We start from the raw sequence: 21,989 nt of genomic DNA, 5'->3' as shown, positions 1-21,989 counted from the left end.
GAGGCCCATGGTTGAGAGGAAAAGCGGCATGATCGCGCTCGCGGATATTCGCCAGACGCTCCGGGGGCTTTATTTCGGTTCCAGCCGGAAAGCCGTCAGTTTCCAGATCCTGCGCTTCGTCATCGATGTCGGCATTCTCGTCTTCTTCATTGCCGGGCCGAGCATGAAGAACGAGGCCTGGCATGCCGCCATCAATGCCATCGTCGCGGCGATCATCGTGCTCGAACTCGCGGCCAGCGCCCTCGTCGCGCCGAACCTGAAGAAGTGGGTGCTGCGGCCGATGACCTGGATCGACCTGGCCATTCTCGCCACTTTCGTGGTGCCCGCCTTCTTCTCCAACCTGTTCCTGCGCGTGCTGCGCATCTGGTCGCTGAGCAAGAGCAATCTGTTCACGCTGGCGCTGCGCAAATCGGGCTACCGGCAGATGGAAGACACGCTGCGCGCCGTGATCGATCTCACGGTGTTCCTGTTCCTGGTCTCCAGCTTCGTCTATACCATGTTCTACGCCAACGGCTTCGATGGCTACATCCAGGCCCTGTACTTCACCGTTGCCACGGTGACGACGACGGGCTTCGGCGACATCACCTTGCCCGGCAATCTCGGCAAGCTCACCTCCATCGTCGCCATGATCATCGGCGTGTCGCTGTTCGTCCGCCTCGCCCAGGCGATCGTACGGCCGCACAAGGTGAATTTCAGCTGCCCCCAATGCGGGCTCTCCCGGCATGAGACGGATGCGGTGCACTGCAAGGCCTGCGGCCATGTCCTGAACATCCCGGATGACGGGGAGTAGGGGTGGTCAATCCTGCCCGGCCTCAAGGAGGGCCATGATCCCGGCGGCCAGCGCGGGCTCGATATCCATGTTTCCGATCATCGCCACCAGATTTTGACGCTCGACGGCACCGGCACCCGAACCGATGGTCGTGGCCGCGATGGCACCCGCCGCATTGGCAAAGGCGCTGGCGCCGGCGGGCGCCAGGCCGTTGACGATGCCGAAAATATAGCCGGCGGCGAAGGCATCACCCGCGCCGGTCGTATCGATGGCCTCGACCTGGGCCGCAGGCGAGACGACCCGAGGCTGTCGGCTATGGACGAGGGATCCCAGAGCGCCACGCTTGACGACGACCTGTTTGGTGCCGGCCTCAACGAGGCGTTCGGCCGCCTGGTCGAGAACCGCATCGCTGCCGATGCCGGCAAGGAGACGGGCATCGGCCTCACCCAGGAACAGGATATCGATTGCCGGCAAAAGAGGGAGAACCAACGCCCTGATCGTACCGGTGATGCCGGCTGGGATGTCCAGGCTGACGGCAATTCCCGCCGCCCTGGCAAGTTCGAGCGCATGGAGGGCGGCCTCGCGCTGCGGCGCCTGTAGCAGGGCATAGCCCGATAGATGCAGCAGAGCCGTGCCGGCCAGGGCAGCCGGATCGACTTCCTCCGCGGCCAGGCGGGCATTGGCGCCGCGATAGGCGAACATGGTGCGCTCGCCGCTCGCGCTGACCACCACGACATTGAGCTGGGTTGGCTCGGCCTCGTCACGCCGGACCCAGCGCGTCTCGACGCCTTCGCGCTGCATCGCGGCCAGGCACCAGTCTCCCCAATTGTCCCTGCCGGTCTTGCCGATGAAGTGCACCGGCAGGCCCAGGCCCGCTAGGATCCGGGCCGTGTTGGCGCCGGAACCGCCCAGGCCATGGCTCTGGCGCTCGGCGATGCCTTCCCCGCCCTCCGGCGGGTAGGCCGGGATCTGGAGGGTAAGGTCGACATTGATGTCGCCGAGGATTGCCACTGCCGGCATGATCTTCGCTTTGGCGCTGAACGGCGGATGCGACTCTATTCTAGACCTCGACATGCATCTGATCGATCGCCTGGGCGACGTCGGCGATGATGTCGTCGGCATGCTCGATGCCGACCGAGAAGCGCACCAGGCCGTCGACGATGCCCATGGCCTGGCGTTCCTGGGAGGGGATGTCGAGGAACGCCATGGTGCCGGGCATCTGCGTGGTGGTGCGCAGGCCGCCGAGGCTGGCGGCGAAGGAGCACAGCTTCAGCCGCTTGAGCAGGCGCACCCCGTGCTCCTCGCTCTCCACCTGGAAGGACAGCATCGCCCCGAAATTGCGCAACTGCTCCTTGGCCGAGGCGTGGTTGGGGTGCGAGGGTAGGCCTGGATAGAACACGCGCTTGACCTTGTCGTGCCCTTCCAGGAAGCGGGCGAGGGCGGCCGCATTGGCGCACTGCTTTTCGAGCCGAAGCGCCAGGGTCTGGGCCCCGCGCAGCAGCAGCCAGGCGTTGAAGGGCGAGAGCGGCGCGCCGAGCTTGTTGAGCGTGTTCCAGCGCACGTCCTCCAGCCAGTCCTTGGGCAGGATCTCCGATTTCAGCGTGATGATGCCGCCGACCGCGTCGTTGTGACCACCGATGAATTTGGTGGCGCTCTCCACCACCACGTCGACGCCGAAGGCATGCGGCTGGCACACGGCGGGGCTGGCGAAGGTGTTGTCGCAGATCACCACGATGCCGCGGCTGTGGGCGAGCTCCACCAGCTTGCGCATCGGCGGCACCTTCATGGTCGGGTTCGCGAGCGCCTCGAAATAGAGCACCTTGGTCTTGTCGGTGAAGGCGCGCTCGACCTGGATGGGATCGGTGGTGTCGACGAAGCTGACGGTGATGCCGAAATCGCCGATGCGGTGGTCGAAGAATTCGTGGGTGCTGGAATAGGTGGTGAGGTCGGTGACGATATGGTCGCCGGCCTTGAGGATGCCGAACAGGGCATGGGAGATCGCGGCCATGCCCGAGGCGGTCGCGAGGCAGGCCTCCGCCCCGGTCAATTGCGCCATGTGCTCCTCGAACTTGTATTCGGTGGGATTGCCACAGCGGCTGTAGATGTTCACGTCCTTGCGCGCGCCGGCCACGATCTGGTCGTAGATGTCGCCGGCATATTGGAAGTTGGCCGACATGTAGATGGGATAGCTGATCGACTGTGATTCCGGCTCGGGCGCGTAGAACACGGCACGGCTGGCGAAATCGAGCTCTTTGGACGACATGCGGGCACTCCTTGAATAGTCATTCCTTGACGGCGCCGCCGGTCAGGGCGGCGGTGATCTGGCGTTCGAACAGGACGAAGAGGATGAGCGGGGCGAGGGCGGCGATGAAGATGGCCGCCAGCATCACCGGATAGTTGGTGATGTGCTCGCCGACGAAATCGGCCAAGCCCACCGGCAGCGTCTTCTTCGCCGGCGTGTTGATGAAGACGAGCGGGAAGAGGAAGTCGTTCCACACCCAGATCATGTTGACGATGGCGGCGGTGAACATGGCCGGCCGGGCGAGCGGCACCGCGATGCGCCAGAAGATGCCGAATTCGCTGCAGCCGTCGATGCGCGCCGCATCCATCAGTTCGCGTGGCAGGGTGACGAAGAAGGCGCGCATGATGAACAGAGTCACCGGCACGTTGAAGGCGGCCGTCGGCAGGATCACGCCGAGATGGGTGTCGAGCAGGCCCATCGTGCGCAGTACCACCACCAGCGGCACCAGCGCGACATAGGCGGGGATCGCCATGGCGACCATCAGCCCGGCCTCGACGCCGGCCAACCAGCGCGGGCGGTAGATGGCGAGCCCGTAGCCACCGGCCGTGGCCGCGGCGACGGCGAGGAGGGTCGAGCCGGCCATCACGATCAGCGAGTTCAGGGAATAGGTGCCGAGCGCGCCATTGCTCCAGGCCTGGACGAAGGCATCCAGGCTCGGGGCCGCCGGCAGCGACCACACCGAGCGCATGAACTCCTTGTTGGTCTTGAGCGTGCTGTAGGCCATCCAGGCGAAGGGCGACACCACGATCGCCACATGCAGCGACAGGAAGGCAAGGACGCCGAGGCGCGTCGGGCTCCAGCGAGACAGGGCCGGCATGCTCACGCCTCCCTGCCGGCGGCGCGACCGCGCAGCGCGCGGAAGACGATGAAGGCGCCGATGGCGGTGAGCAGCATCTGGGCAAAGCCGATGGTGGCGGCATAGCCCATCTCGAAGGCGTTGAAGCCGACCTTGTAGAGATAGGTGGAGACGACCTCGCTGGCGTGGTTGGGGCCGCCATTGGTCAGCACGAAGACCAGGGAGAAGGTCTTCAGCGAGCCGATGACGCAGAGCAGCACATTGGCGCGCACCGTGTCCCACACCATGGGCACGGTGACCGAGACGAAGGAGCGCCAATGGCCGGCCCCGTCGAGTTCGGCCGCCTCGAACACGCTTTCGGGCACGTTGCGGATGGCGGCGACGAACAGCAGCACGTAGAGGCCGAGATAGGTGAAGCTCATCACCGCCACCACGGCGGCGAAGGCGGTGGAAGACTGACCGAGCCAGCCCGAGGCGAGGCTGCCGAGGCCGACCGCCTTCAGCCCGGCATTGAGCAGCCCGAAATAGGGATTGTAGATGAAGCGCCAGAGCAGGCCGATGCACACTTCGCTGACGATCACCGGGACGAGATAGAGAAACAGGAAGAAGCGTCCGACCGCGCCGACGACGCGCACCAGGCAATAGGCGATGACAAGGGCGAGCAGCACCTGCAGCACGATGGCCGAGACGGCGACGGCGAGGTTTCGGGCCAGGGCCGCCCAGAAGAAGCCGTCGCCGGCCAGGCGGACGAAATTGTCGAGGCCGACGAAGACGGGGGTGGCCGAGCCGTTCCATTGGTAGAAGGACAGCACGCCCGAATGCAGCACGGGATAGGCGACGAAGAGGCCGACCAGGCTCAGCGTCGGCACCAGGAAGGCGAACGCATAGCGCGCATCACGGCCGGCCGACGAGTCCTTTCCTGCTTCCTGCATTGCCATGGGATGCGTCTCTCCTGGCCTGAAGGCGCCTATTTCGCCTTCAGGGCGTCTTCCACGCGCTTGGCGGCGTCGGCCGGTGCGACCGAGCCGTCGAGCACGCCCTGGAGCGAAGTGTAATAGGCATCGGTGCCCTTGGGCGGCATGGCCGTGTCGTAGAAGGGATCGAGCTTGCCGGCCTTGCTCATCAAATCGTTGCTGATGGCATAGAGCACCGGCCCCGCGGCGGCCTCAGTGGTGGCGCCCTTGACGGTGACCATGGTCTTGCGCAGCTCGACATATTTGGTCATCACCGCCGGCGAGGTGAGGAAGCGCAGCAGCGTGACCGCGTCCTTCTTGTTGGCGGTCTTTTCGGCGATGCCGAAGGCGGCCGCGACGCCGCCCAGCACGTCGCCGGGGTTGCCCTTGCCACCGGCCACGGCGGGGAAGGGGAAGAAGCCGAGCTCGAAGCCCTCGGGCGCGTCGGCGGAGGCGCCGATCTGCCAGGTGCCGTTGAGCATCATCGCAGCCTGGCCGTTGAGGAAGAGCATATTGGCTTCCTGGTCGCTCATGCCGTTGAAGCCGACGGGGAAATAGCCCTTGGAGGACAGGCTGGCGATGCGGGTGAAGGCCTCGGTGGCCTCCGGGGCGAGCGACGTGTCCGCCTTGCCCGCCACGATGTCGGAGACCAGGCCCGAACCCTTCAGGCGCATTTCGAGATATTGGAACCAGAAGGTGGCCGGCCAGGAATCCTTGTTGCCCAGCGCCATCGGTACCAGGCCATCGGCCTTGATCTTCTCGCACAGGGCCAGGAATTCGTCATAGCTGGCGGGGACCATCCAGCCTTTTTCGGCGAACAGGGCCTTGTTGTACCAGAACACGGCGGCGTCGATGTCGATCGGTACGGCATAGGCATGGCCGCCGATGCTGGTCTGCGCCAGGGCCGTGGGCAGGAAGCTCTCGCCCCAGCCATCCTTGGCGAGGTCGGCGTCGAGGGCATACATCTGGTGGCCGGCCACGAAGGCGCCGAGGAAGCCACCCGGCAGGGTATAGAACACGTCCGGCGGGTTGCCGGAGGCCATGGCGGTGTTGAGCTTGGTCTTGTAGGCCGATTGCTCGGCCGCCACCACGTCGAGCTTGATGTCGGGATGGGCCTTGGCGAACTCGTCCAGGGCGTAGGTGATGAAATCGACCTTGTCCTTCTGACCCGAATAGGCGTGCCAGAAGGTCAGCTCACCGGCGAGTGCCGACAGGTTCATTGCCAAGGACGCGGCCAGGGACGCCACAACGCCGAGTGCAAGTGCGCGCAAACGCATGTCTTCAATCCTTCCCCACCGGTTTCATATGCTCGGTTTGATTGAATGCAGTGGTGCCACATTGGGAAAGACATGTCTACAGTGGCACCACAAACAAGGTCGTGCTAGAAGCTGGACGGCAAGTGCAAGATTCGAGGCAGGCATGATCGATCAGGCCAAGAATGCGGCTGGGGGGCAGGCAGCGAGCCGGCTGCGCAGCGCGTTGCCCGCTCTTTCCGAATCGGAACGGCGCGTGGCGCTGTGGATCCTCGACCATGTCGACCTGGCGATCCGCCAATCCATGTCGGCCATCGCCCAGACCGTCGAGGTCAGCGACACCACGGTCTTGCGCATGTGCCGCACCGCGGGCTTTGCCGGCTTCACCGATCTCAAGCTCGCCCTTGTCCGCGATACCGGCGAACGTTCGGCCGTCCGGCCGGACGAAAGCGCGGCCGGCGCCGATGGCGATCTCGGCTGGGCCAAACGGGTGTTCAATGCCAATATCCAGGCCATCAGCGACACCTTGTCGATGCTCGACCAGGGCGATTTCGCCCGCGCCCTCGATCTCGTTGCCGGCGCCCGCCATATCCTGATCGGCGGCATCGGTGGGTCGGGCATCGTGGCCCAGGCCCTCTATCAGCGCTGCTTTCGCCTGGGCCTGCGCTGCGACGCGCCTGTCGATTCGCAGCTCCAGCTCATGCACGCCTCCCTGCTCGGGCCGGGAGATCTCGCCGTGGCCATTTCCTATTCCGGCATCACCAATGATCCCGTGCTCCTCCTGCAGGAGGCCAGAACGCAGGGCGCTTCGACCCTGTGCATCACCGGCAACCGGCGCTCGCCTTTGGCGCGCCTTGCCGATGTCGTGCTGGTCAGCGTCTCCCATGAACTGCGCAGCGAGCCGATGGCGGCCCAGATCGCGCAGCTGACGCTGGTCGATGCCCTCTATGCCGCCCTGGTCGCGCGTTCGCCCGACACGGCCCAGCTCAACGAGGAGCGCATGGTCAATGCCATCCTCCCCAAATCCATCTGAACAAGGCCCATCCATGAAAGTACAGATCTATACGATGCAGACCGCCGCCGAGGCGCTCGAACTGGCGGCGCTCGGCGTCGATTGCCTGGGCGTGACGCCTTCCGACCGCGGCCTTCCCGGCGAGATCAGCAATGAGATGGCGCGCGAGATCGTCGATGCGCTCGCGGGCAAGGCGACGCGCGTCGCTTTGTCGGTCGAGGCCGAGCCGCAGGCGATCGCCGCCATGGTCGATGCCGTCAGGCCGGACGTGCTGCATCTGTGCGGCGATATCGCCAAGGTCACGCCCGTGGTGGTGAAGGCGTTGCGGAGCGAGCTTCTCGCGCGTCATCCCGACTTGAAGATCCTGCAGGCGATTCCGATGACCGGCCCCGAGGCGCTCGACCATGCCGCGGCTTTCGAGCCGGTGTCCGACATCTTCATCCTCGATTCGGTCGCAGCCCATATCGGTGGCATCGGCGCAGCCGGCGTGACCCATGATTGGTCGCTCAGCCGTGAGATCGTCGTGCGCAGCAAGTTGCCCGTCATCCTGGCCGGAGGCCTCGGCCCGGACAATGTCGGGGAGGCGATTCGCGCCGTGCGCCCCTGGGCGGTCGATTCGCTCACCCATACCAACAGCCCGCTGGCCTCGGGTGGCTTTCGCAAGGACCCTGCCAAGGTCGCTGCCTTCGTTGCGGCGGCGCGGGCGGCTGCCTGAGCAGACCATGGCCTGCCCTCAGTCGAGGGGGCAGGTCTTGCACAGTTTCAGGCCGTCCATACGATAGCGCAGGCAGCAGATCCGGCGCCTTCGCCCTTTTTCGGCGCTGTAGCGGATGGGCTCGAACAGGGGGTTGCTCGTGCCGTCGCTCCAGCGCCGGGTCGCCAGCAAGGCGCGGGCCTGGTCGAGGCCTGGGTGGCCGGTTCCCAGGAAGGCCTCCAGCTCGCCCAGGCTGTGCTCGACGATGGTTCCGGCATTGCTCCACAGCACTTTCCGGGGCAGGGCGCTGGCGCGCGAGATCGCCGCGATCATCGGGGCGAGATGGCCATCGACCAGGCTTTCGAAGCGCTCGCGGACTGTGCCTGGCACAAGAGGGCTGCCTGCATGCGGCAGGCTGAGGGCAGCGGTGCGGCCGTCTTCGGAGAGGACCACGCCAAGCTCGCCGATTGTGATCGGCAAATTCCAGCCGGCGATGATATTGGCGGCCAGGACGGGCGGTATCAGGATCGAAAAATGCCATTTCGACCAGAGCGTCGCCACCGCGACCGGCTCCGGCTCCTGGTAGTTCCCGGCGAAGCGGGCCAGGAGAAGCGCGAGATCCTCGCCCTCGACCAGGGCGGTCGCGGGAATGAGGGGGCGGGCGTCCTCCCCCAGCACCAGATTGTCGGCGAGGAAGGCCAGCGGGCCCTGGAAGAGAGTGGCGAGCATGGTGGCTGTCACCGCTTCCAGGCCGTCATGACGAAATAGGCGCCGCCAAGGGCCGTCGCGATCAGCCCGGCCGGGATCTGCCAGGGAAAGGCGATGGTGCGGCCTGCCCAGTCGGCCAGGACCATCAGCACGGCGCCGACGAGGGCCGAACCGTAGATTTCGGCCAGTGCCGTCCGCGTGCCGAGGCGTCGTGCCAGATGGGGCGCCATCAGGCCGACGAAACTCAACGGCCCCACGAACAAAGTGGCGATGCCGGTCAGCACGGCGACGACCAGCACGATCGCAAGGCGCGCACCGGCGATCGGCATGCCGAGCGAGCGGCCGACCGGCTCGCCCAGCGACATCAGGCCGATCCAGCGCACCAACGGCAAGGGCAGCAACAGAGCAAGGGCCGTTGCCAGGACGATGGCGCGTGCCTCGGCGGCATCGACCGAATAGGTCGAGCCCGACAGCCAGCCGATCACCCGCAGAATCCGGGGATCGCCGATGACGAGCAGGATCGACAGCAATGAAGCCAGCAACGCGCCGAGGCCGGCCCCGATCAGCAGAAGATGGTCGGGAGCAAAGGCCGAGCGCCGGCTAAGCCGGAGCACGCAGCCCAGTATGGCGAGACAGGCCAGGCAGGACAGCGCCGCCGTGCCAGAGCGGTCGAGGCCCGGCAGGAACAGGGTCGCCACCAGCAGCATCAGGGCGGTTCCCGAGGAGATGCCGAGGAGCTCGGGGCTGGCCATCGCGTTGCGGGTCAGGCGCTGGAGCAGCGAGCCCGCCATCGCAAGCATGGCGCCGGCGCAGCAGGCGGCCGTGATGCGCGGAAGACGCCAGATCGACAGCTCGGCGAGCAGCCTGCCATGGGCGAGTTGCCAGCCATCGGGGCCGGGGCCGAGCGTGGTGGCGAGGGCGAAACTGGCAATCAGGGCCGAGCCAAGGCCGATGAAGGCCGGCGCGGTGCCGACCTGCAGCCGCATCGGTGCGCTCATCGCTGCGGGAGCACTGCTGGCGACGGGCGTGCGTTGCAGCATCCAGAGCAGCAGGGGAACGCTGACAAGCATGACGGTGATGCCGGCGGGAATCTCGATGCCGCCGGCCAGCGCCAGCAGGGCCTGGTCGGTCAGCACCAGCAGGCCCGCGGCAATCAGCGGGGCTGCGATCAGGCGGGTCGACAGCCGCCTCGCGCCGGCGCCCCGCGCGATGGCTGCGCCGGCAAGGCCGAGGAAGCTGATCAGGCCGACCGTGCTCGCGACCAACGCGCTCAGCCCGACGGCGGCGAGCATGGTCGCGCCCCTGACCAGCGACGTCCGTACGCCCAGCCGCTCCGCGCCCTCGATCTGCATGGCCGAGAGCGGGCGCATCAGAAGGACGATCGCCAGCGACACTAGGCCGAGTTTCGGCCCCAGGGCCAGCACGCTTCCCCATCCGTTCTGGATGAGCGAACCAGCCTCCCAGATGTAGAGATCGCCGAGGGTGTCGAAATGGGTAAGCACCAGCATGGTGCCGAAAGCGCCGAAGACGAGCGAGGCAATCAGCCCTACCAGGGTGACCGTCGCCGGCGCGAAGCCGGACCGCGCCGAAAACAGGAGGACGAAGACGGCGACGCCCAGGCCTCCGGCCAGCGCCGGCAGGTCCCAGCCCAGCGACAACAGTCCGGGTGCCCAGATGATCGAGGCGGCGATGGCGCATTTGGCCCCCGCGAAGATCCCCAGCGTTCCCGGTTCGGCGAGCGGGTTGCGCAGCACCTGCTGGAGAACCACGCTGGCCAGGCCGAGAGCGCCGCCGCCGAGGAGGCCGGCGCAGAAGCGGGGGGCCAGCCCGTCCCGCGCCATGATTGCGCGAAGGTCGTCGGCACCGGCCAGCAGGGCCGGCCAGGCCGCAGGCGGGACCAGGCGGGAAAGGTTGAGCAGGAACAGGGCCGCGGCGAGGCCGAGGAGGATGGCACCGACCATGATCCAGCCGGAGATCCCGCCGATGACGCTGTCACGGCCGCTGGCTGCAAGTCGGGCTTCAGGCATCGTGCGGCAGACTTTCAGCGAGCTGGCGAGCAAAGCGCATCGCCGAGGCGACGCCGCCATTGGGGTAGATCACCGGCATCATCGTCAGCCTGTCGGCCTTGACGGCGGGAAGAGCGCGCCAGAGCGGATTGTCGGCAAGCCGGGCCAGGGCGTTGCTGGTTTCCTCGCCGCGGTCGAAATGCACGATCCTGGCCTCGGGATCACCCGCCAGCTGGTCGATGCCCACCGAGATCACGCCCGACCCGTTCACGCGCCCGCCCCAGGCATTGACGAGGCCGAGCCGGGACAGGCTGTCGCCGATCAATCCCGTGCCGCCGAACAGGGCAACCGTGCGGCCGTCCTGGGCAAAGCGGCCGACATAAAGGGATCGGCGGGTTCGCCCGGCGAGAGCGGTGCGTGCCTCGGCAAACGTCGCCTCCAGCTGCGAAGCGAGGGCCTGCGCCGCCTCCTTCCTGCCGATCAGCTCCGCGAGTTGGACGAGCAGCCCGATCGCCTGGGCGACGCCGGATTTGCCGGCCGAGGCCGCATCGAGGGGAACCAGCGGCGCGATTTCGCGCAAGCGGCGCAGAGGCCCGGCCTGCCAGGCCGCCATGACGATGGCATCGGGTCGGATAGCCTGCAGCAGCTCGGCATTGGGCTCGAGCAGGGGCCCGAGGTCCATGACCTCATCGGCAAGCGCTGGCTTGGCGACGAGCCTGCGATAGAGCGCGACATTGGCCACGGCCACGGGATTGACGCCGAGCGAGACAAGAAGCTCGGTCGCCAGCAGATCCAGCGCGACCAGGCGAGGCGGGCTCGCTGCACGTGCCGGAATTCCCATCACGGCCATGAAAGGGAGAGCCAGAGCAGCGCGTAGCATGTCGCGCCGCACGGCCGCCCGCCCTGGCGAGAGAGTTACCATTTATAGGACAGCGTCGCGGTTGCCGTCAGGGGTTCGCCATAGCGGCACCCCGTCGAACCGGCGCAGGTGTAGAACTTCTTGTTGAACAGATTGCGCGCATTCACGGTCAGGCTGGCACCGTCGAGTCTCTTGTCGATCACGCCGAGGTCATAGCTCGCCATGGCGTCAACCAGCAGATAGTCCGGCACGTGGGTCGGCTTGCCCAGCACGTCGATGCTGTCGGCGATGTAGGTTTCCCCGACATAGCGCAGTCCGCCGCCGATCTTCAGCCCCCGCACGCCGAGATCGTCGAGCTTGTAGCTCGCCCATAGCGCGGCGGAGTGCCGGGGCACCAGGTCCACCGGCCGGCCCACCGTGGAGGCTACCGCGCTCTGCAGGGTCTTGCTGTCGGTAAAGGCGTAGCTGGCGACGAGGTCGAGATTGCCGAAGGAGGAATGGGCCTCCAGCTCGACGCCGCGCGAGCGGACCTTGCCGATCTGATAGACGTCGCCGAGGGCGTCGAAGCTGCTGACATTCTGCTGGGTGAGCTCGTAGACGGCGGCGCTGAGCAGCAGGTTGGTATCTTCGGGCTGGTAGCGCACGCCCGCCTCGTATTGCAGGCCCTTGTTGGGCTTGAGTGCCGTACCGGAGATTGCGTCCAGGCCGAGCTGCGGCGCGAAGGACTGGCTGACGCTGACATAGGGGGCGATGCCGTTGTCGAAGCGGTAGACCAGCCCGGCGCGGCCGGTGAAGGCGCTGTCGTCTTGGCGCGACCTGGCGCCGGTCAGGTAGTTCAGAACCGTGGCGCGGTTCCAGTCATGGCGCCCGCCGAGCAGCACGGTCAGGTTGCCGAGGCGAATCTGGTCCTGCAGATAGATGCCGAACTGGTCGCTGAGATTGTCGCTGCCACGATCGACGCCATAGTTGATGACGGGGTAGCCGGAATAGACCGGGTTGTCGATGTCGAGCGGGACGATCGAGCCGCGATAGCGGTGCGAGTCGTAGCTGCGACGGTAATAGTCGAAGCCAACCAGGAGGGTGTGGCTGAGCGGGCCGGTCTCGAAGCTCTTTTCGATCGAGGTGTCGGCGGTGATGCCGTAGGAGCGCTCGGTGCGGGCGCTGGCCCGCCGCGCGAGCTGGCCGTTGGTGACGGGCAGGAGGCCAGCCTGCATATAATCCCAGCGCACGTCGGAATAGTAGTAGCGCGCGTTCTGGCGCAGCTTCAGCGTCTCGTCGAAACGGTGCTCGAAGGCATAGCCGATCGTATAGGCGTCGCCCACAAAGCGATCGAAGGATTCCTCGCCCAGGAACAGCTTGCGCGGAATGCGCCCGGTCGCGACGTCGTTCCAGTAGAGCGGCGTGATGAAGCGGGTATTCACATGCTGATAGCTCGCCAGGAGCGTCAAGGACGTGGCCTCGTTCGGCTGCCAGGTGATGGCGGGCGCGATATAGACCTTGTCGTCCGGTACGTGCCTGACCCAGCTGTCGGCGTCCCGCACCAGGCCGGTCAGGCGATAGCGCAGGGTGCCATCGGCCGTCAGGGCATCGGAAAGATCGAAGGAGGCTTGCTTGCGGTCATAGCTGCCATATTCGAGATTGATTTCATGCAGGGGTGTTGGCGTCGGGCGCTTGGAGATGGCGTTGATCACGCCGCCTGGCGCCAACTGGCCGTAGAGGACCGAGGACGCCCCGCGCAAGACCTCGACGCGCTCCAGGCCGTAGGGCTCCTGGGCGCTGTCATAGACATTGGACTGCAGTTTCATGCCGTCGCGCAGCATGCCGCCATTGCCGGTGGCGACGTCGAAGCCGCGCAGCATCACGTCATCCGTCATGCGGCTGAAGCCCTGCGACTGCATGCCGACCCCCGGCGTATAGGTCAGGACGTCGGCCAGGGAGGCGACCTTCTGGTCCACCATCTGGTCCTTGGTTACGACGGTGACGGACTGTGGTGTCTCGATGATCGGCGTGTCGGTCTTGGTCCCCGAGGCGCTCTGGCGGGCGACATAGCCCTGCACCGGGGCCCAGGCCGATTGCGCCTGGACGATGACCGGGTCGAGTTCGATCGCGCCTGAGTTCTCGGTTCCGCCGATGCTCGCGGTGACGTCGGCAGAAAGGACGGTCACTGTGGAGGCATTGCTGAAGCGATAGTTCAAGCCGGAGCCCGCCAGCAGCCTGGCAAGCGCCTGCTGCACGGTCAGGGACCCGCGAACCGGGCGGCCGAGCGTCTTGATAGGGCTGTTCTCGCGGAAGACCACGGAAAGACCGGCGACGCGCCCGATCTCGTTCAGCGCCTGGGGAATCGGCCCTGCCGGAATATTGAAGGTGAAACGCTGTCCGGCGGGCTGCTCCGCCCGGGCCACCGACACGCCCACGCTTGCCGTCGTCGCAGCCATCAGCATGGCGGCCGCCATCCTGCCGGCCACACGCTTCACGCCATGCCTACTCATCGCAACCTGTCCCCTCGATCATCGATCACCGGCAAACCCGCGGTCTTGGCACCTGCGGATTACCAGCCTCCATGGTCTTCACGTTCGAGGACGGGTTTCACTGAACCCCTTGGCGAAGATTTTTTCGTCGCTGCAGGAGACCTGGAACCGAAGCCGATCGGGACAAGTGCCCAATGCAATTCACGTGAGGAGGTAAGGCTTCGATTTGTCATAGCCGGGCTTGACCCGGCTATCCAGGAACCGTGCGCGAGACCGGTAGGGGGCTGGATTGCTGGGTCAAGCCCGGCAATGACAAAGGCTGTGCGAACTCAAGGGGGCTTGAGTGAACCGCATTGGGATCGGCGTTGCTTTTATGAAGGCGCGCTACGCCAGCCAATTCTCGAGGACGAGATTGGGAACACGTCCGAACTCGTCGATATTGGCGGTGACGAGAGGGATCCCCGCCGCGGCTGCATGGGCGGCGATCAGCAGATCATTCGGACCGATCGGGGTGCCTGCGCGTTCGAGGGCGGCTCGAATATCGGCATAGTTGCAGTCGGCCGGCACATCGAAGGCCAGGATCGCCAATCGCTGCAGAATGGCTTCGACACGCTCCTGCAGCCTTGCCGAGCCGCGCTTGATGGCTCCAAAGCGCAACTCGCAGGCGGTTATGATGCTGACGGCGAGGCCATGGTCACCGATCCGGGCGATATGCCGGGCGGCTTTCCCATCGGGGTGGCGAATGAGATCGGACACGATATTGGTGTCGAGCATGTAGCGGGCATTGCTCAAAACTCAATATCCTTGAGCGGCAACAAGCCCTTGTCCACATCGGGAAAGTCGTCTTCTTCGCCCAAAGGTGGCTCTTCTACCCAATGAGAAAGTAATGTCAGCAGGTCACTGCCATCCGCCGGCACCGGCTCAAGGATCAGCCTGTCGCCATCGCGGGTGATCCGCACACGATCCCCAGGAAGCGCGAACTCGGCCGGAATCCGTACAGCCTGGCTGCGATTGTTTCGAAAGAGCTTGACCTGCTTCGAGGGTGGTGAGGTGAGTGGATGCGCCATGCCGGGATCTCCATGCATATGCCATGTATATGCCAAATGCTCGCTCGGTGCAAACCAAGCTTCGGCGCAATCGGCATCGCAATGGCAATACGGCCCTACGGCCGGATGAACACGATGAGTCCGCCGGGCACGGTGGTCATCCGGAAGCCGACGCTGGCCTGCAGGGACTGCAGTGCCGCATCCGTGTCGGCCAGGCTGAAGCTGCCGGTGACGCGCTGGTCGCCCAGGCCCGCATCGGTAACGACGATCCTTCCCTGCCGATACCGCGCGATTTCCTCGATGACCTCGGACAGCCGGGCCCGGTAGAAGACATAGCGTCCCTTGCGCCAGGCCAGCGCATCCTTGAGATCGACCTGTTCGATCTCGCCTAGGCCTTGCCTGTCGAAACGAAGGCGCTGGCCCGGTTCGTCCAGCAGAGCTTCGCCGATATGCTCGGCCTTGATAGCGACCTTGCCGCTCTCGAGCGTAACGATTGTGCCGTCTTCGCCGAGACTGACGTCGAATTGGGTGCCGATATCCCTGATGTCGCCGTCCGGCACGCGCACGACGAAAGGAGCCTTGCCGGGGGCGACGTCGAAAGAGGCGGTGCCGCGCAGGAGCCTGACCTGTCTTTCGTTCTTGTCGAAGGCCTCGTCGAGCGCGCTGTCGGCGTCGAGAAGCACTTTCGAACCATCGGACAGCGTGATGGCACGCCGTTCGCCGCGGCCGCTGCTGTGATCGGCCATCAGTTTCTGCAGCAGATGGGGGTTCTGCAGCCAGATCACGCCGCCGAGGCCGAGTGCCAGCACCAGGGTGGCAGCCGAGAGCCGGCGGAAGCTACGATGCTGACGCCGGCTTCTGTCGACGGCGTGCAGATAGGGCGCGAGCGCTTCGTTTTCCCTGGAGGCGAGCTGGCGGGCGGGCTGTTCGGCAGCGCTCCAGACCTGTTCCGTCCTGCGAAGGGCGTCGGCATGAGCGGGATCGGAACCGAGCCAGCGCTCGAATTCGGCCTGCTCGGCCCGTGACAATCCAGCGAGGCGGCGAACGAACCAGTCCCTGGCCTCCTGTTCGACATCTCGTGAGGATTGGGGGGGTGCCATGATCCGTGGCCTCGAAAACCGCTTTTTCGTCTATGGCACCGTGCGATAGAGAATCGCGGCACTATAGCCCGACTGTGCCGGGCTTGCCTGTCGCATGATGCCGGCCGACGCGATCGTCGGGGACGAGCGTCTGTGGAGGATTGGGGGCCGGTTGCCTCAGGCCCCGTCCGGGGATATGCCATCGCTTGCTGCGCAGGCAGCGAGCGCTCGTGCCATATGCTTTGCTACGGCGCGCTCCGAGATGCCCAGCGTCGCGGCGATCTCGACGAAACTATGCCCGTGAATGCGGTTCAGCAGGAAAATATGCCGCGTCTGCCGGGGCAGTGCCGCGATTCTGTCCTGAAGGGATTGCAGGTTCTGGCGGGCCGAGAGGATTTCGAACGGCGTTGCGGGAGAGGCCGCATATTGGCTCGGCAGCGTGCCCTCCTGCAGGCGCTCGCGCCTCGACTCCGACCTCAGATGATCGATCGCTGCATTGCGGGCGCAACGGGTCAGGAATGCCGATGCGTTGCCGGTGGTGTCGCTGGTGCGCTCCCAGATCCGCAGGAACATGTCCTGGATGAGATCGAGCGCCGCATCCCGGCTCCTGACTTTGCGCCGCAGCGTCCGCTCCAGGCGAGGCCGCTCCGCGGCATAGAGAGTTTCGATGTCGTGACTGCGGCTGTTCATGGAGCGAAATCTGTGAGCGGGCGGCGATGCCGGGCAATTACGCAAGCATTATCCAGAAAAGCAGTGCCTCTCAACCGAAATGATTTATACTAATTCTAAATTGTACAGATTATCTGTCTCTATGTGAAATATAAATAAGAATAGAATGCGAGCATTCCGAAAGTAATATGAGGTCGTTCCCAGTCGATGTCGTTGGAAGGACAGGCCCGATTTGCTGCCGTGCCTGTCTTCCCAAGGCGTCAGGCAAATTGCGCCCGGTGCAGTCGCCCATAGATTCCGGACTTGTCGAGGAGATCGCTATGGCGCCCCTGCTCGACGATGCCGCCGCGGTCGACGACGAGGATGCGGTCGGCATTCTTGATCGTCGCCAGGCGGTGGGCGATCACCAGGGTGGTGCGCCCCTTGGAAAGCTCGGCGAGGGCCTGCTGGATGGCGAGTTCGGTCTCGGTGTCGAGCGCCGAGGTCGCCTCGTCGAGGATCAGGATCGGCGGGTTCTTCAGGAACATGCGGGCAATGGCCAGGCGCTGCTTCTGGCCGCCCGACAGCTTGACGCCGCGTTCGCCGATCAGGGTGTCCAGGCCATTGGGCAGCGAGGCGATCACGCCGTCGAGACGGGCGCGGCGGGCTGCCTCGAGGATTTCGTCTTCGCTCGCTTCGAGGCGGCCATAGGCAATGTTCTCACGGATGGTGCCGCCGAACAGGAAGACGTCCTGCTGCACGATGCCGATCTGGCTGCGCAGCGAGCGCAGGGTGAGATCCCTGATGTCGATGCCGTCGATGGTGATGGCGCCCTGCGTGACGTCATAGAAGCGGGGCAGGAGCGAGCAGATCGTGGTCTTGCCGGCGCCCGAAGGCCCGACGAAAGCCACCGTCTCGCCGGCGGCGATCGACAGATCGAGATCGGCCAGGATCTGTCGGTCGGGCGTATAGCCGAAACCGACCTTCTGGTACCGGATGGCGCCGGTGAGCAGCGGTGCCGGCCGGGCATCGGGTCGGTCGGTGATGTCGGGCCGGGTGTCGAGGAAGTCGAGATAGCGGCGGAAGCCCGCAATGCCCTTGGGATAGGTCTCGATCACCGCGTTGATTTTCTCGATGGGGCGGAAGAACACACCGATCATCAGGAGGAAGCCGACGAAGCCGCCATGGCTGAGCTGGCCGGTCAGCACGAAATAGCTGCCGGCGATCATCACGGCGAGCTGGGTGAGCCGCATGCTCAGATAGCTCAACGAATTGGAGGCGGCCATCAGCCAATAAGCCTGCAGCTTGGTGCGGCGATAATCGTGATTGTCGCGCGAGAACAGGGCCCGCTCATGGTCCTCGTTGGCGAAAGCCTGCACCACGCGGATGCCGCCGACATTTTCCTCGATGCGGGTGTTGAAGCTGCCCACGCTGTCATAGAGCGCGCCCCAGTTCTTGGTCATGCGGCCGCCATAGCGCAGCGTCACCCAGGCCGTTACGGGCACGACGAGAGCGGTGATGAGGGTGAGCTCGACATGCAGCGAGAACATCAGCAGGAAGGCGCCGGCCAGCGTCATCACCGCGATGAACAGGTCTTCGGGACCGTGATGGGCGATCTCGCCGATCTCCTCCAAATCCTTGGTGAGCCGGGCGACGAGATGGCCGGTCTTGTTGTTGTCGAAGAAGCCGAAGGATAGTTTCTGGAGATGGTCGAACGCCTTGCGCCGCAGCTCGGTCTCGATGTTGATGCCGAGCATGTGGCCCCAATAGGTCACGATCGCCATCAGGCCGGTATTGACGATGTAGACGGCCAGAAGGCCGACACAGGCCAGGGTGACCAGATGCCACTGGCCTGACGGCAGTAGCGTATCGATGAAGATCTTGATCGCGACGGGAAAGCCGAGCTCGAGCAGGCCGGAGGCGATCGCGCAGGAAAAATCCAGCAGGAACAGGCCACGATAGGGTAGATAATAGGCGGCAAAGCGTTTCAGTAAGGCCATGGCTATTGAGCAATCAGAGATGCAGGGATGCAGAGGTAGCCGCCAGGGCCTTCCTCGCAACGAAAACGGATCGGAGATCTATACACGTCGCGCCGGGACGCGGCCATTGCCTCCATTCGGGCCTTCATCGTCTTCGACCCCTCAACGAGCTCGGCGCCCGAGCTGCCAGATCAGGTAGGGCAGTCCGATCAGGGCGGCCACGATGCCGGTCGGCAGTTCACGAGGGGCGATCAGCGTACGCGCCAGGGCATCGGCGACGACCATGACCAGGGCGCCGATGAGGACCGAGCCGAGGATCTGCGACCAGGCGCGGCGCAAGCCGATGAGACGCGCCATATGGGGCCCGGCAAGGCCGACGAAGGTGAGCGGGCCGGTGGCCATGACCGCGACGGACGTCAGCAGCGAGGCCATGGCGAGGATCGCCAGCCGGCTGGTCTCGACCGGCAAGCCGAGGGCCCTGGCCGTGACGGGCCCCATCGGCACGATGTCGAGCCAGCGCGTCAGTGCCAGGGCGGATGGCAGCAGCAGAGCCGCAAAGGTCGCCGTCGTCAGGACTTTGGGCCAGTCGGCATAGTAGGTCGATCCGGCCATCCAGGCGAGCACCTGCGGCGCGCGCGGATCGCCCAGCGCGAGGAAGGCGACGATGACGACGTCGAGCAGGGCCGAGAGGGCAAGGCCGGTGAGCAGGACCTGGTCGGGGGCGAAGCCGCTGCGCCGGCCCACCATCAGCACCAGGAAAAGCGCAAGAAAACCCCCGGCCGCGCCGGCCGCCGTGTGAGCAGCCAGGCCGGCCGTCTGGCCCAGGATCATCGCCAGGGCCATGCCGAAGGCAACACCGGTGCCGATGCCGAGCACCTCGGGTCCGGCCAGCGGATTTCCCGATATCCGCTGCAGCAGCAAGCCCGAAGTGGCGAGCATGGCACCGGCCAGGGCGGCAATCGAGGCGCGTGGAGCCCGCCAGGGCTCGACCAGGGCTAAGTCTGCCGGCGGGGTCAGCCACCAGCCGGCACTGCCATGGCCGATCAGCAAGGCGCCGGCCATAGCGAGGACGAGCAGCGCGGCGAGCAAAGGCAGGAGCCGGGTCCGGTCGCGCGCGCTGGTGGCCAGGGAGCGCTGCGTGGAGGGGGGCTCGCTGCGGCGCAAGCGCGGCAGAAGCCAGAGCAGAAGCGGGGCGCCCAACAAGGCCGTGGCCGCGCCCGTGGGCAGGTCGATGATGCCGGCCGCTTCCAGCAGTCCGACGATGGCGTCGACCGCCAGCACCAGCAGGGCGCCGGTCAAGGGGGCCAATACCAGCCGGGCCGCGAAACGGCGGGCTCCCGACAGGCGTGCGATCTGCGGTGCCGCCAGCCCGACGAAACCGATCACCCCGACATGGGCGGTGACCACCGCCGTCAGCAAGGCGGCGAGGAAGAGGCCGGCGCAGCGCACCACACCGAGCGGCACCCCCAGGGCGCGTGCATTTTCCTCGTCCAGGGCGAGCAGTTCGAAGGGGCGGGCCAAGAGTGCAGCGAGGAGGTAGAGCGCGGCGATGGACGGCGCGAGTGCCACTGGCGCCGACCAGTCCTGCTGCGCCAGCGAGCCGCCACCCCACAGGAAGAGGGTGGCGACATATTCCTGGTTGAGAAGGCGCAGCGCGATAGTGAGTGCGCCGCAGAACAGCCCTGCCACCAAGCCGGCCAGCACCAGGGCGACGGAGGAGAAGCGATTGCGCGCCGCGCACGCCATCACCAACCCCAGGGCCAGCAGCGTGCCGGCCAGTGCGATCACGGGGCGTCCGAGCACGAGCAGCCCGGGAGCGGCGACGAGGACGATGGTCAAGGCAAGCTGGGAGCCCGCTTCCAGGCCGAGCGTGGTAGGGGAGGCCAGGGGATTGCGCAGCGTCTGTTGCAAGAGGAGGCCGGCCAGACCGAGCCCTGCGCCGGCCAGGATTGCAGTGAGCGCGCGAGGCAGGGCGGAGAAATGAAAGACGAGCTGCTGCGGGTCGTCGAACCGGGGATGGAGTACCGCGCCCCACCATTGCGCGGCCGGCAATTGCGTGGTCCAGCACCAGGCGGTCAGCACGAGAGCCAGCGAGCCCAGGACGGTGTAGGCAAGCAGGGGGCTGCGTGCGTCAGAACCGGGCATTGCCACCGTCCGCTGCGCGGTTCCCACTGATGGCATCGACCAGGAGACTGGCGAAGCGCTGCGCCGCCGTAAGGTCGCCGAAGGGCCAGGTCGCGGCAAGCCGCTTCACGCGGCCCTGTTTCACTGCAGGCAGGTTGCCCCACAGGCTGTCCGTATCAGGTGCGAGCGTCACCTTGGAGGGTAAGGGGTCGACCACCACGATTTCGGCATCGGTAAAGGCGGCAAGCCTTTCCACGCCTACCAGGGCGAAGCCCCAGCCATTGGTCGGCGCATGCCAGGCATTGCCGAGGCCAAGCCGTTGCAACACCCCGCCGAACAGGCTGGAGGGCCCGTAGACACGCACGAAGCGCTTGTCGAGAAACTGGATGACGAGCAGGCGAGGCATGGCCGCACCTGCGAGGCGCTGGCGCAAGCTCGCAAACTCGGTATCGGCCCGTGTCACGACGGCCTGCGCCTGGGCCTCGCGCCCCACGACCTTGGCCAGCGCCTGGAGCTCGGTTTCGGCGTGGCGAAGGGGATCGCCCGTTCCGGAATAGACCGCCACCTCCCGGGTGGGTGCAATGCGCTGCAGCGCGGAACGCGCGGCGGCACCGAGAGGGCTGACGATGATGAGCTCCGGCTTGAGGGAGGCAACGGCTTCCAGGCTGGGCGTGTCGCGAAGGCCGACATCCCCCGTGCTCTGCGACAGGGGCGGTTGGCCCACCCAGATGCGGTAGAGATCGGCGTCGCCCACGCCGACGGGATCGATACCGAGCGACCTCACCATGGCGGTTGCCGTCCAGTCCAGCACGACGAGGCGCTCGGGCGCGGCCGCAGCTTGGGCGTGCGCGACGCTCGGGACGAGCGCCAGGCACGCCAGAGCGATGGCGGCATGGCGCAAGGCTGTCGGAAGCAAGGTGGCAAGCAGTTTCACGGCGTCTCCGCGCCAGGCAGAATCTCCGGGATCGAGCCATGAGCCGATCAAGAGACCTGCAGGATTTCAGACATCTGCAGTGTTTGCGAACCGCACCCCGGAAAAAGCGAGTTCGCAAACGCTGCGTAGAGGAAGCGAAGCATGCGCCAGCCTTGACCAGGCGAAGGCGGCCATCCCTCGAAGAGATCTCGTTTACTGACAGGGCCGGCTTATGGCACCTGAAATATACGGCATGCAACAGAGAATATTCGTGCTCCTGCGCAGTTTTGAATCTTTATAAATTGTACAAATCAAAACAAGTATAATTACTCACTTGTATGAGTAATTCTATTATAAGTTTGTTTACATGGTAAAGCTTG

Annotated in this window: 19 protein-coding genes; 3 read left to right on the top strand and 16 right to left on the bottom strand. The window is 65.6% G+C overall.

Annotated features, from left to right (window positions below; translation table 11 throughout):
* The first annotated feature begins 28 nt into the window (after positions 1–28).
* Positions 29–790 carry a potassium channel family protein gene (locus ABXS05_RS18130; protein ID WP_246683519.1) on the top strand — a complete coding sequence of 254 codons (762 nt, stop codon included), beginning with the start codon at positions 29–31 and terminating at the stop codon, positions 788–790.
* A 6-nt stretch (positions 791–796) separates the two neighbouring features.
* Here ABXS05_RS18130 and ABXS05_RS18125 read toward each other — a convergent pair whose 3' ends face one another.
* The 5 genes from ABXS05_RS18125 to ABXS05_RS18105 are packed head-to-tail and all read right to left on the bottom strand — an operon-like array spanning position 797 to position 6,097.
* The gene (locus ABXS05_RS18125) at positions 797–1,789 is read right to left on the bottom strand and encodes a carbohydrate kinase family protein (RefSeq protein WP_367624917.1); all 993 of its coding nucleotides are present in this window, start codon (positions 1,787–1,789) and stop codon (positions 797–799) included.
* Between the two features lie 40 nt (positions 1,790–1,829).
* Positions 1,830–3,032 carry a trans-sulfuration enzyme family protein gene (locus ABXS05_RS18120; protein WP_367624916.1) on the bottom strand — a complete coding sequence of 401 codons (1,203 nt, stop codon included), beginning with the start codon at positions 3,030–3,032 and terminating at the stop codon, positions 1,830–1,832.
* A 19-nt stretch (positions 3,033–3,051) separates the two neighbouring features.
* Positions 3,052–3,888, bottom strand: coding sequence for a carbohydrate ABC transporter permease (locus ABXS05_RS18115; RefSeq protein WP_149250641.1), 837 nt, complete (start codon positions 3,886–3,888; stop codon positions 3,052–3,054).
* A gap of 2 nt (positions 3,889–3,890) precedes the next feature.
* The gene (locus ABXS05_RS18110; protein ID WP_367624915.1) at positions 3,891–4,805 is read right to left on the bottom strand and encodes a carbohydrate ABC transporter permease; all 915 of its coding nucleotides are present in this window, start codon (positions 4,803–4,805) and stop codon (positions 3,891–3,893) included.
* 29 nt (positions 4,806–4,834) lie between these two features.
* On the bottom strand, positions 4,835–6,097 hold the full coding sequence (locus ABXS05_RS18105) for an ABC transporter substrate-binding protein (protein WP_367624914.1): 1,263 nt from the start codon (positions 6,095–6,097) through the stop codon (positions 4,835–4,837).
* A gap of 142 nt (positions 6,098–6,239) precedes the next feature.
* On the opposite strand from ABXS05_RS18105, the gene ABXS05_RS18100 reads away from it, so the two are divergent.
* Complete coding sequence (locus tag ABXS05_RS18100) at positions 6,240–7,106, top strand: MurR/RpiR family transcriptional regulator (RefSeq protein ID WP_367624913.1); 867 nt, start codon at positions 6,240–6,242, stop codon at positions 7,104–7,106.
* Positions 7,107–7,119: 13 nt separating this feature from the next.
* Complete coding sequence (locus ABXS05_RS18095) at positions 7,120–7,800, top strand: phosphoribosylanthranilate isomerase (protein ID WP_367624912.1); 681 nt, start codon at positions 7,120–7,122, stop codon at positions 7,798–7,800.
* Between the two features lie 18 nt (positions 7,801–7,818).
* Here ABXS05_RS18095 and fhuF read toward each other — a convergent pair whose 3' ends face one another.
* The 11 genes from fhuF to ABXS05_RS18040 form a co-directional block, all read right to left on the bottom strand.
* Positions 7,819–8,508 (bottom strand): siderophore-iron reductase FhuF, encoded by a 690-nt coding sequence (fhuF, locus tag ABXS05_RS18090; protein ID WP_367624911.1) that lies wholly within the window; start codon positions 8,506–8,508, stop codon positions 7,819–7,821.
* An 8-nt stretch (positions 8,509–8,516) separates the two neighbouring features.
* Positions 8,517–10,514, bottom strand: coding sequence for a Fe(3+)-hydroxamate ABC transporter permease FhuB (gene fhuB / locus ABXS05_RS18085; RefSeq protein ID WP_367624910.1), 1,998 nt, complete (start codon positions 10,512–10,514; stop codon positions 8,517–8,519).
* Positions 10,507–11,343: an ABC transporter substrate-binding protein gene (locus ABXS05_RS18080; RefSeq protein ID WP_367624909.1), complete on the bottom strand. Its 837-nt coding sequence runs from the start codon at positions 11,341–11,343 to the stop codon at positions 10,507–10,509. The genes fhuB (ABXS05_RS18085) and ABXS05_RS18080 overlap by 8 nt, the downstream gene beginning before the upstream one ends.
* A 65-nt stretch (positions 11,344–11,408) precedes the next feature.
* A complete protein-coding gene (locus tag ABXS05_RS18075) occupies positions 11,409–13,841 on the bottom strand; it encodes a TonB-dependent siderophore receptor (protein WP_367624908.1) in 2,433 nt (810 codons plus the stop codon).
* Positions 13,842–14,204: 363 nt separating this feature from the next.
* Positions 14,205–14,594, bottom strand: a complete 390-nt coding sequence (locus ABXS05_RS18070; protein WP_367625117.1) for a type II toxin-antitoxin system VapC family toxin — start codon at positions 14,592–14,594, stop codon at positions 14,205–14,207.
* A 14-nt stretch (positions 14,595–14,608) separates the two neighbouring features.
* The gene (locus tag ABXS05_RS18065; RefSeq protein WP_367624907.1) at positions 14,609–14,887 is read right to left on the bottom strand and encodes an antitoxin; all 279 of its coding nucleotides are present in this window, start codon (positions 14,885–14,887) and stop codon (positions 14,609–14,611) included.
* A 95-nt stretch (positions 14,888–14,982) separates the two neighbouring features.
* On the bottom strand, positions 14,983–15,966 hold the full coding sequence (locus ABXS05_RS18060; RefSeq protein ID WP_367624906.1) for a FecR family protein: 984 nt from the start codon (positions 15,964–15,966) through the stop codon (positions 14,983–14,985).
* 156 nt (positions 15,967–16,122) lie between these two features.
* A complete protein-coding gene (locus ABXS05_RS18055) occupies positions 16,123–16,635 on the bottom strand; it encodes an RNA polymerase sigma factor (RefSeq protein WP_311940597.1) in 513 nt (170 codons plus the stop codon).
* 239 nt (positions 16,636–16,874) lie between these two features.
* Positions 16,875–18,593, bottom strand: a complete 1,719-nt coding sequence (locus ABXS05_RS18050; protein ID WP_367624905.1) for an ABC transporter ATP-binding protein — start codon at positions 18,591–18,593, stop codon at positions 16,875–16,877.
* A 141-nt stretch (positions 18,594–18,734) separates the two neighbouring features.
* The gene (gene fhuB / locus ABXS05_RS18045) at positions 18,735–20,717 is read right to left on the bottom strand and encodes a Fe(3+)-hydroxamate ABC transporter permease FhuB (RefSeq protein ID WP_367624904.1); all 1,983 of its coding nucleotides are present in this window, start codon (positions 20,715–20,717) and stop codon (positions 18,735–18,737) included.
* On the bottom strand, positions 20,704–21,630 hold the full coding sequence (locus ABXS05_RS18040) for an ABC transporter substrate-binding protein (RefSeq protein WP_367624903.1): 927 nt from the start codon (positions 21,628–21,630) through the stop codon (positions 20,704–20,706). Before ABXS05_RS18040 ends, fhuB (ABXS05_RS18045) begins: the two co-directional genes overlap by 14 nt.
* Positions 21,631–21,989 lie beyond the last annotated feature (359 nt).

Origin of the sequence: Labrys neptuniae, from assembly GCF_040797145.1 — a bacterium.
Lineage (GTDB): Bacteria > Pseudomonadota > Alphaproteobacteria > Rhizobiales > Labraceae > Labrys > Labrys neptuniae.
This window is presented reverse-complemented; position numbering and strand designations above follow the sequence as displayed.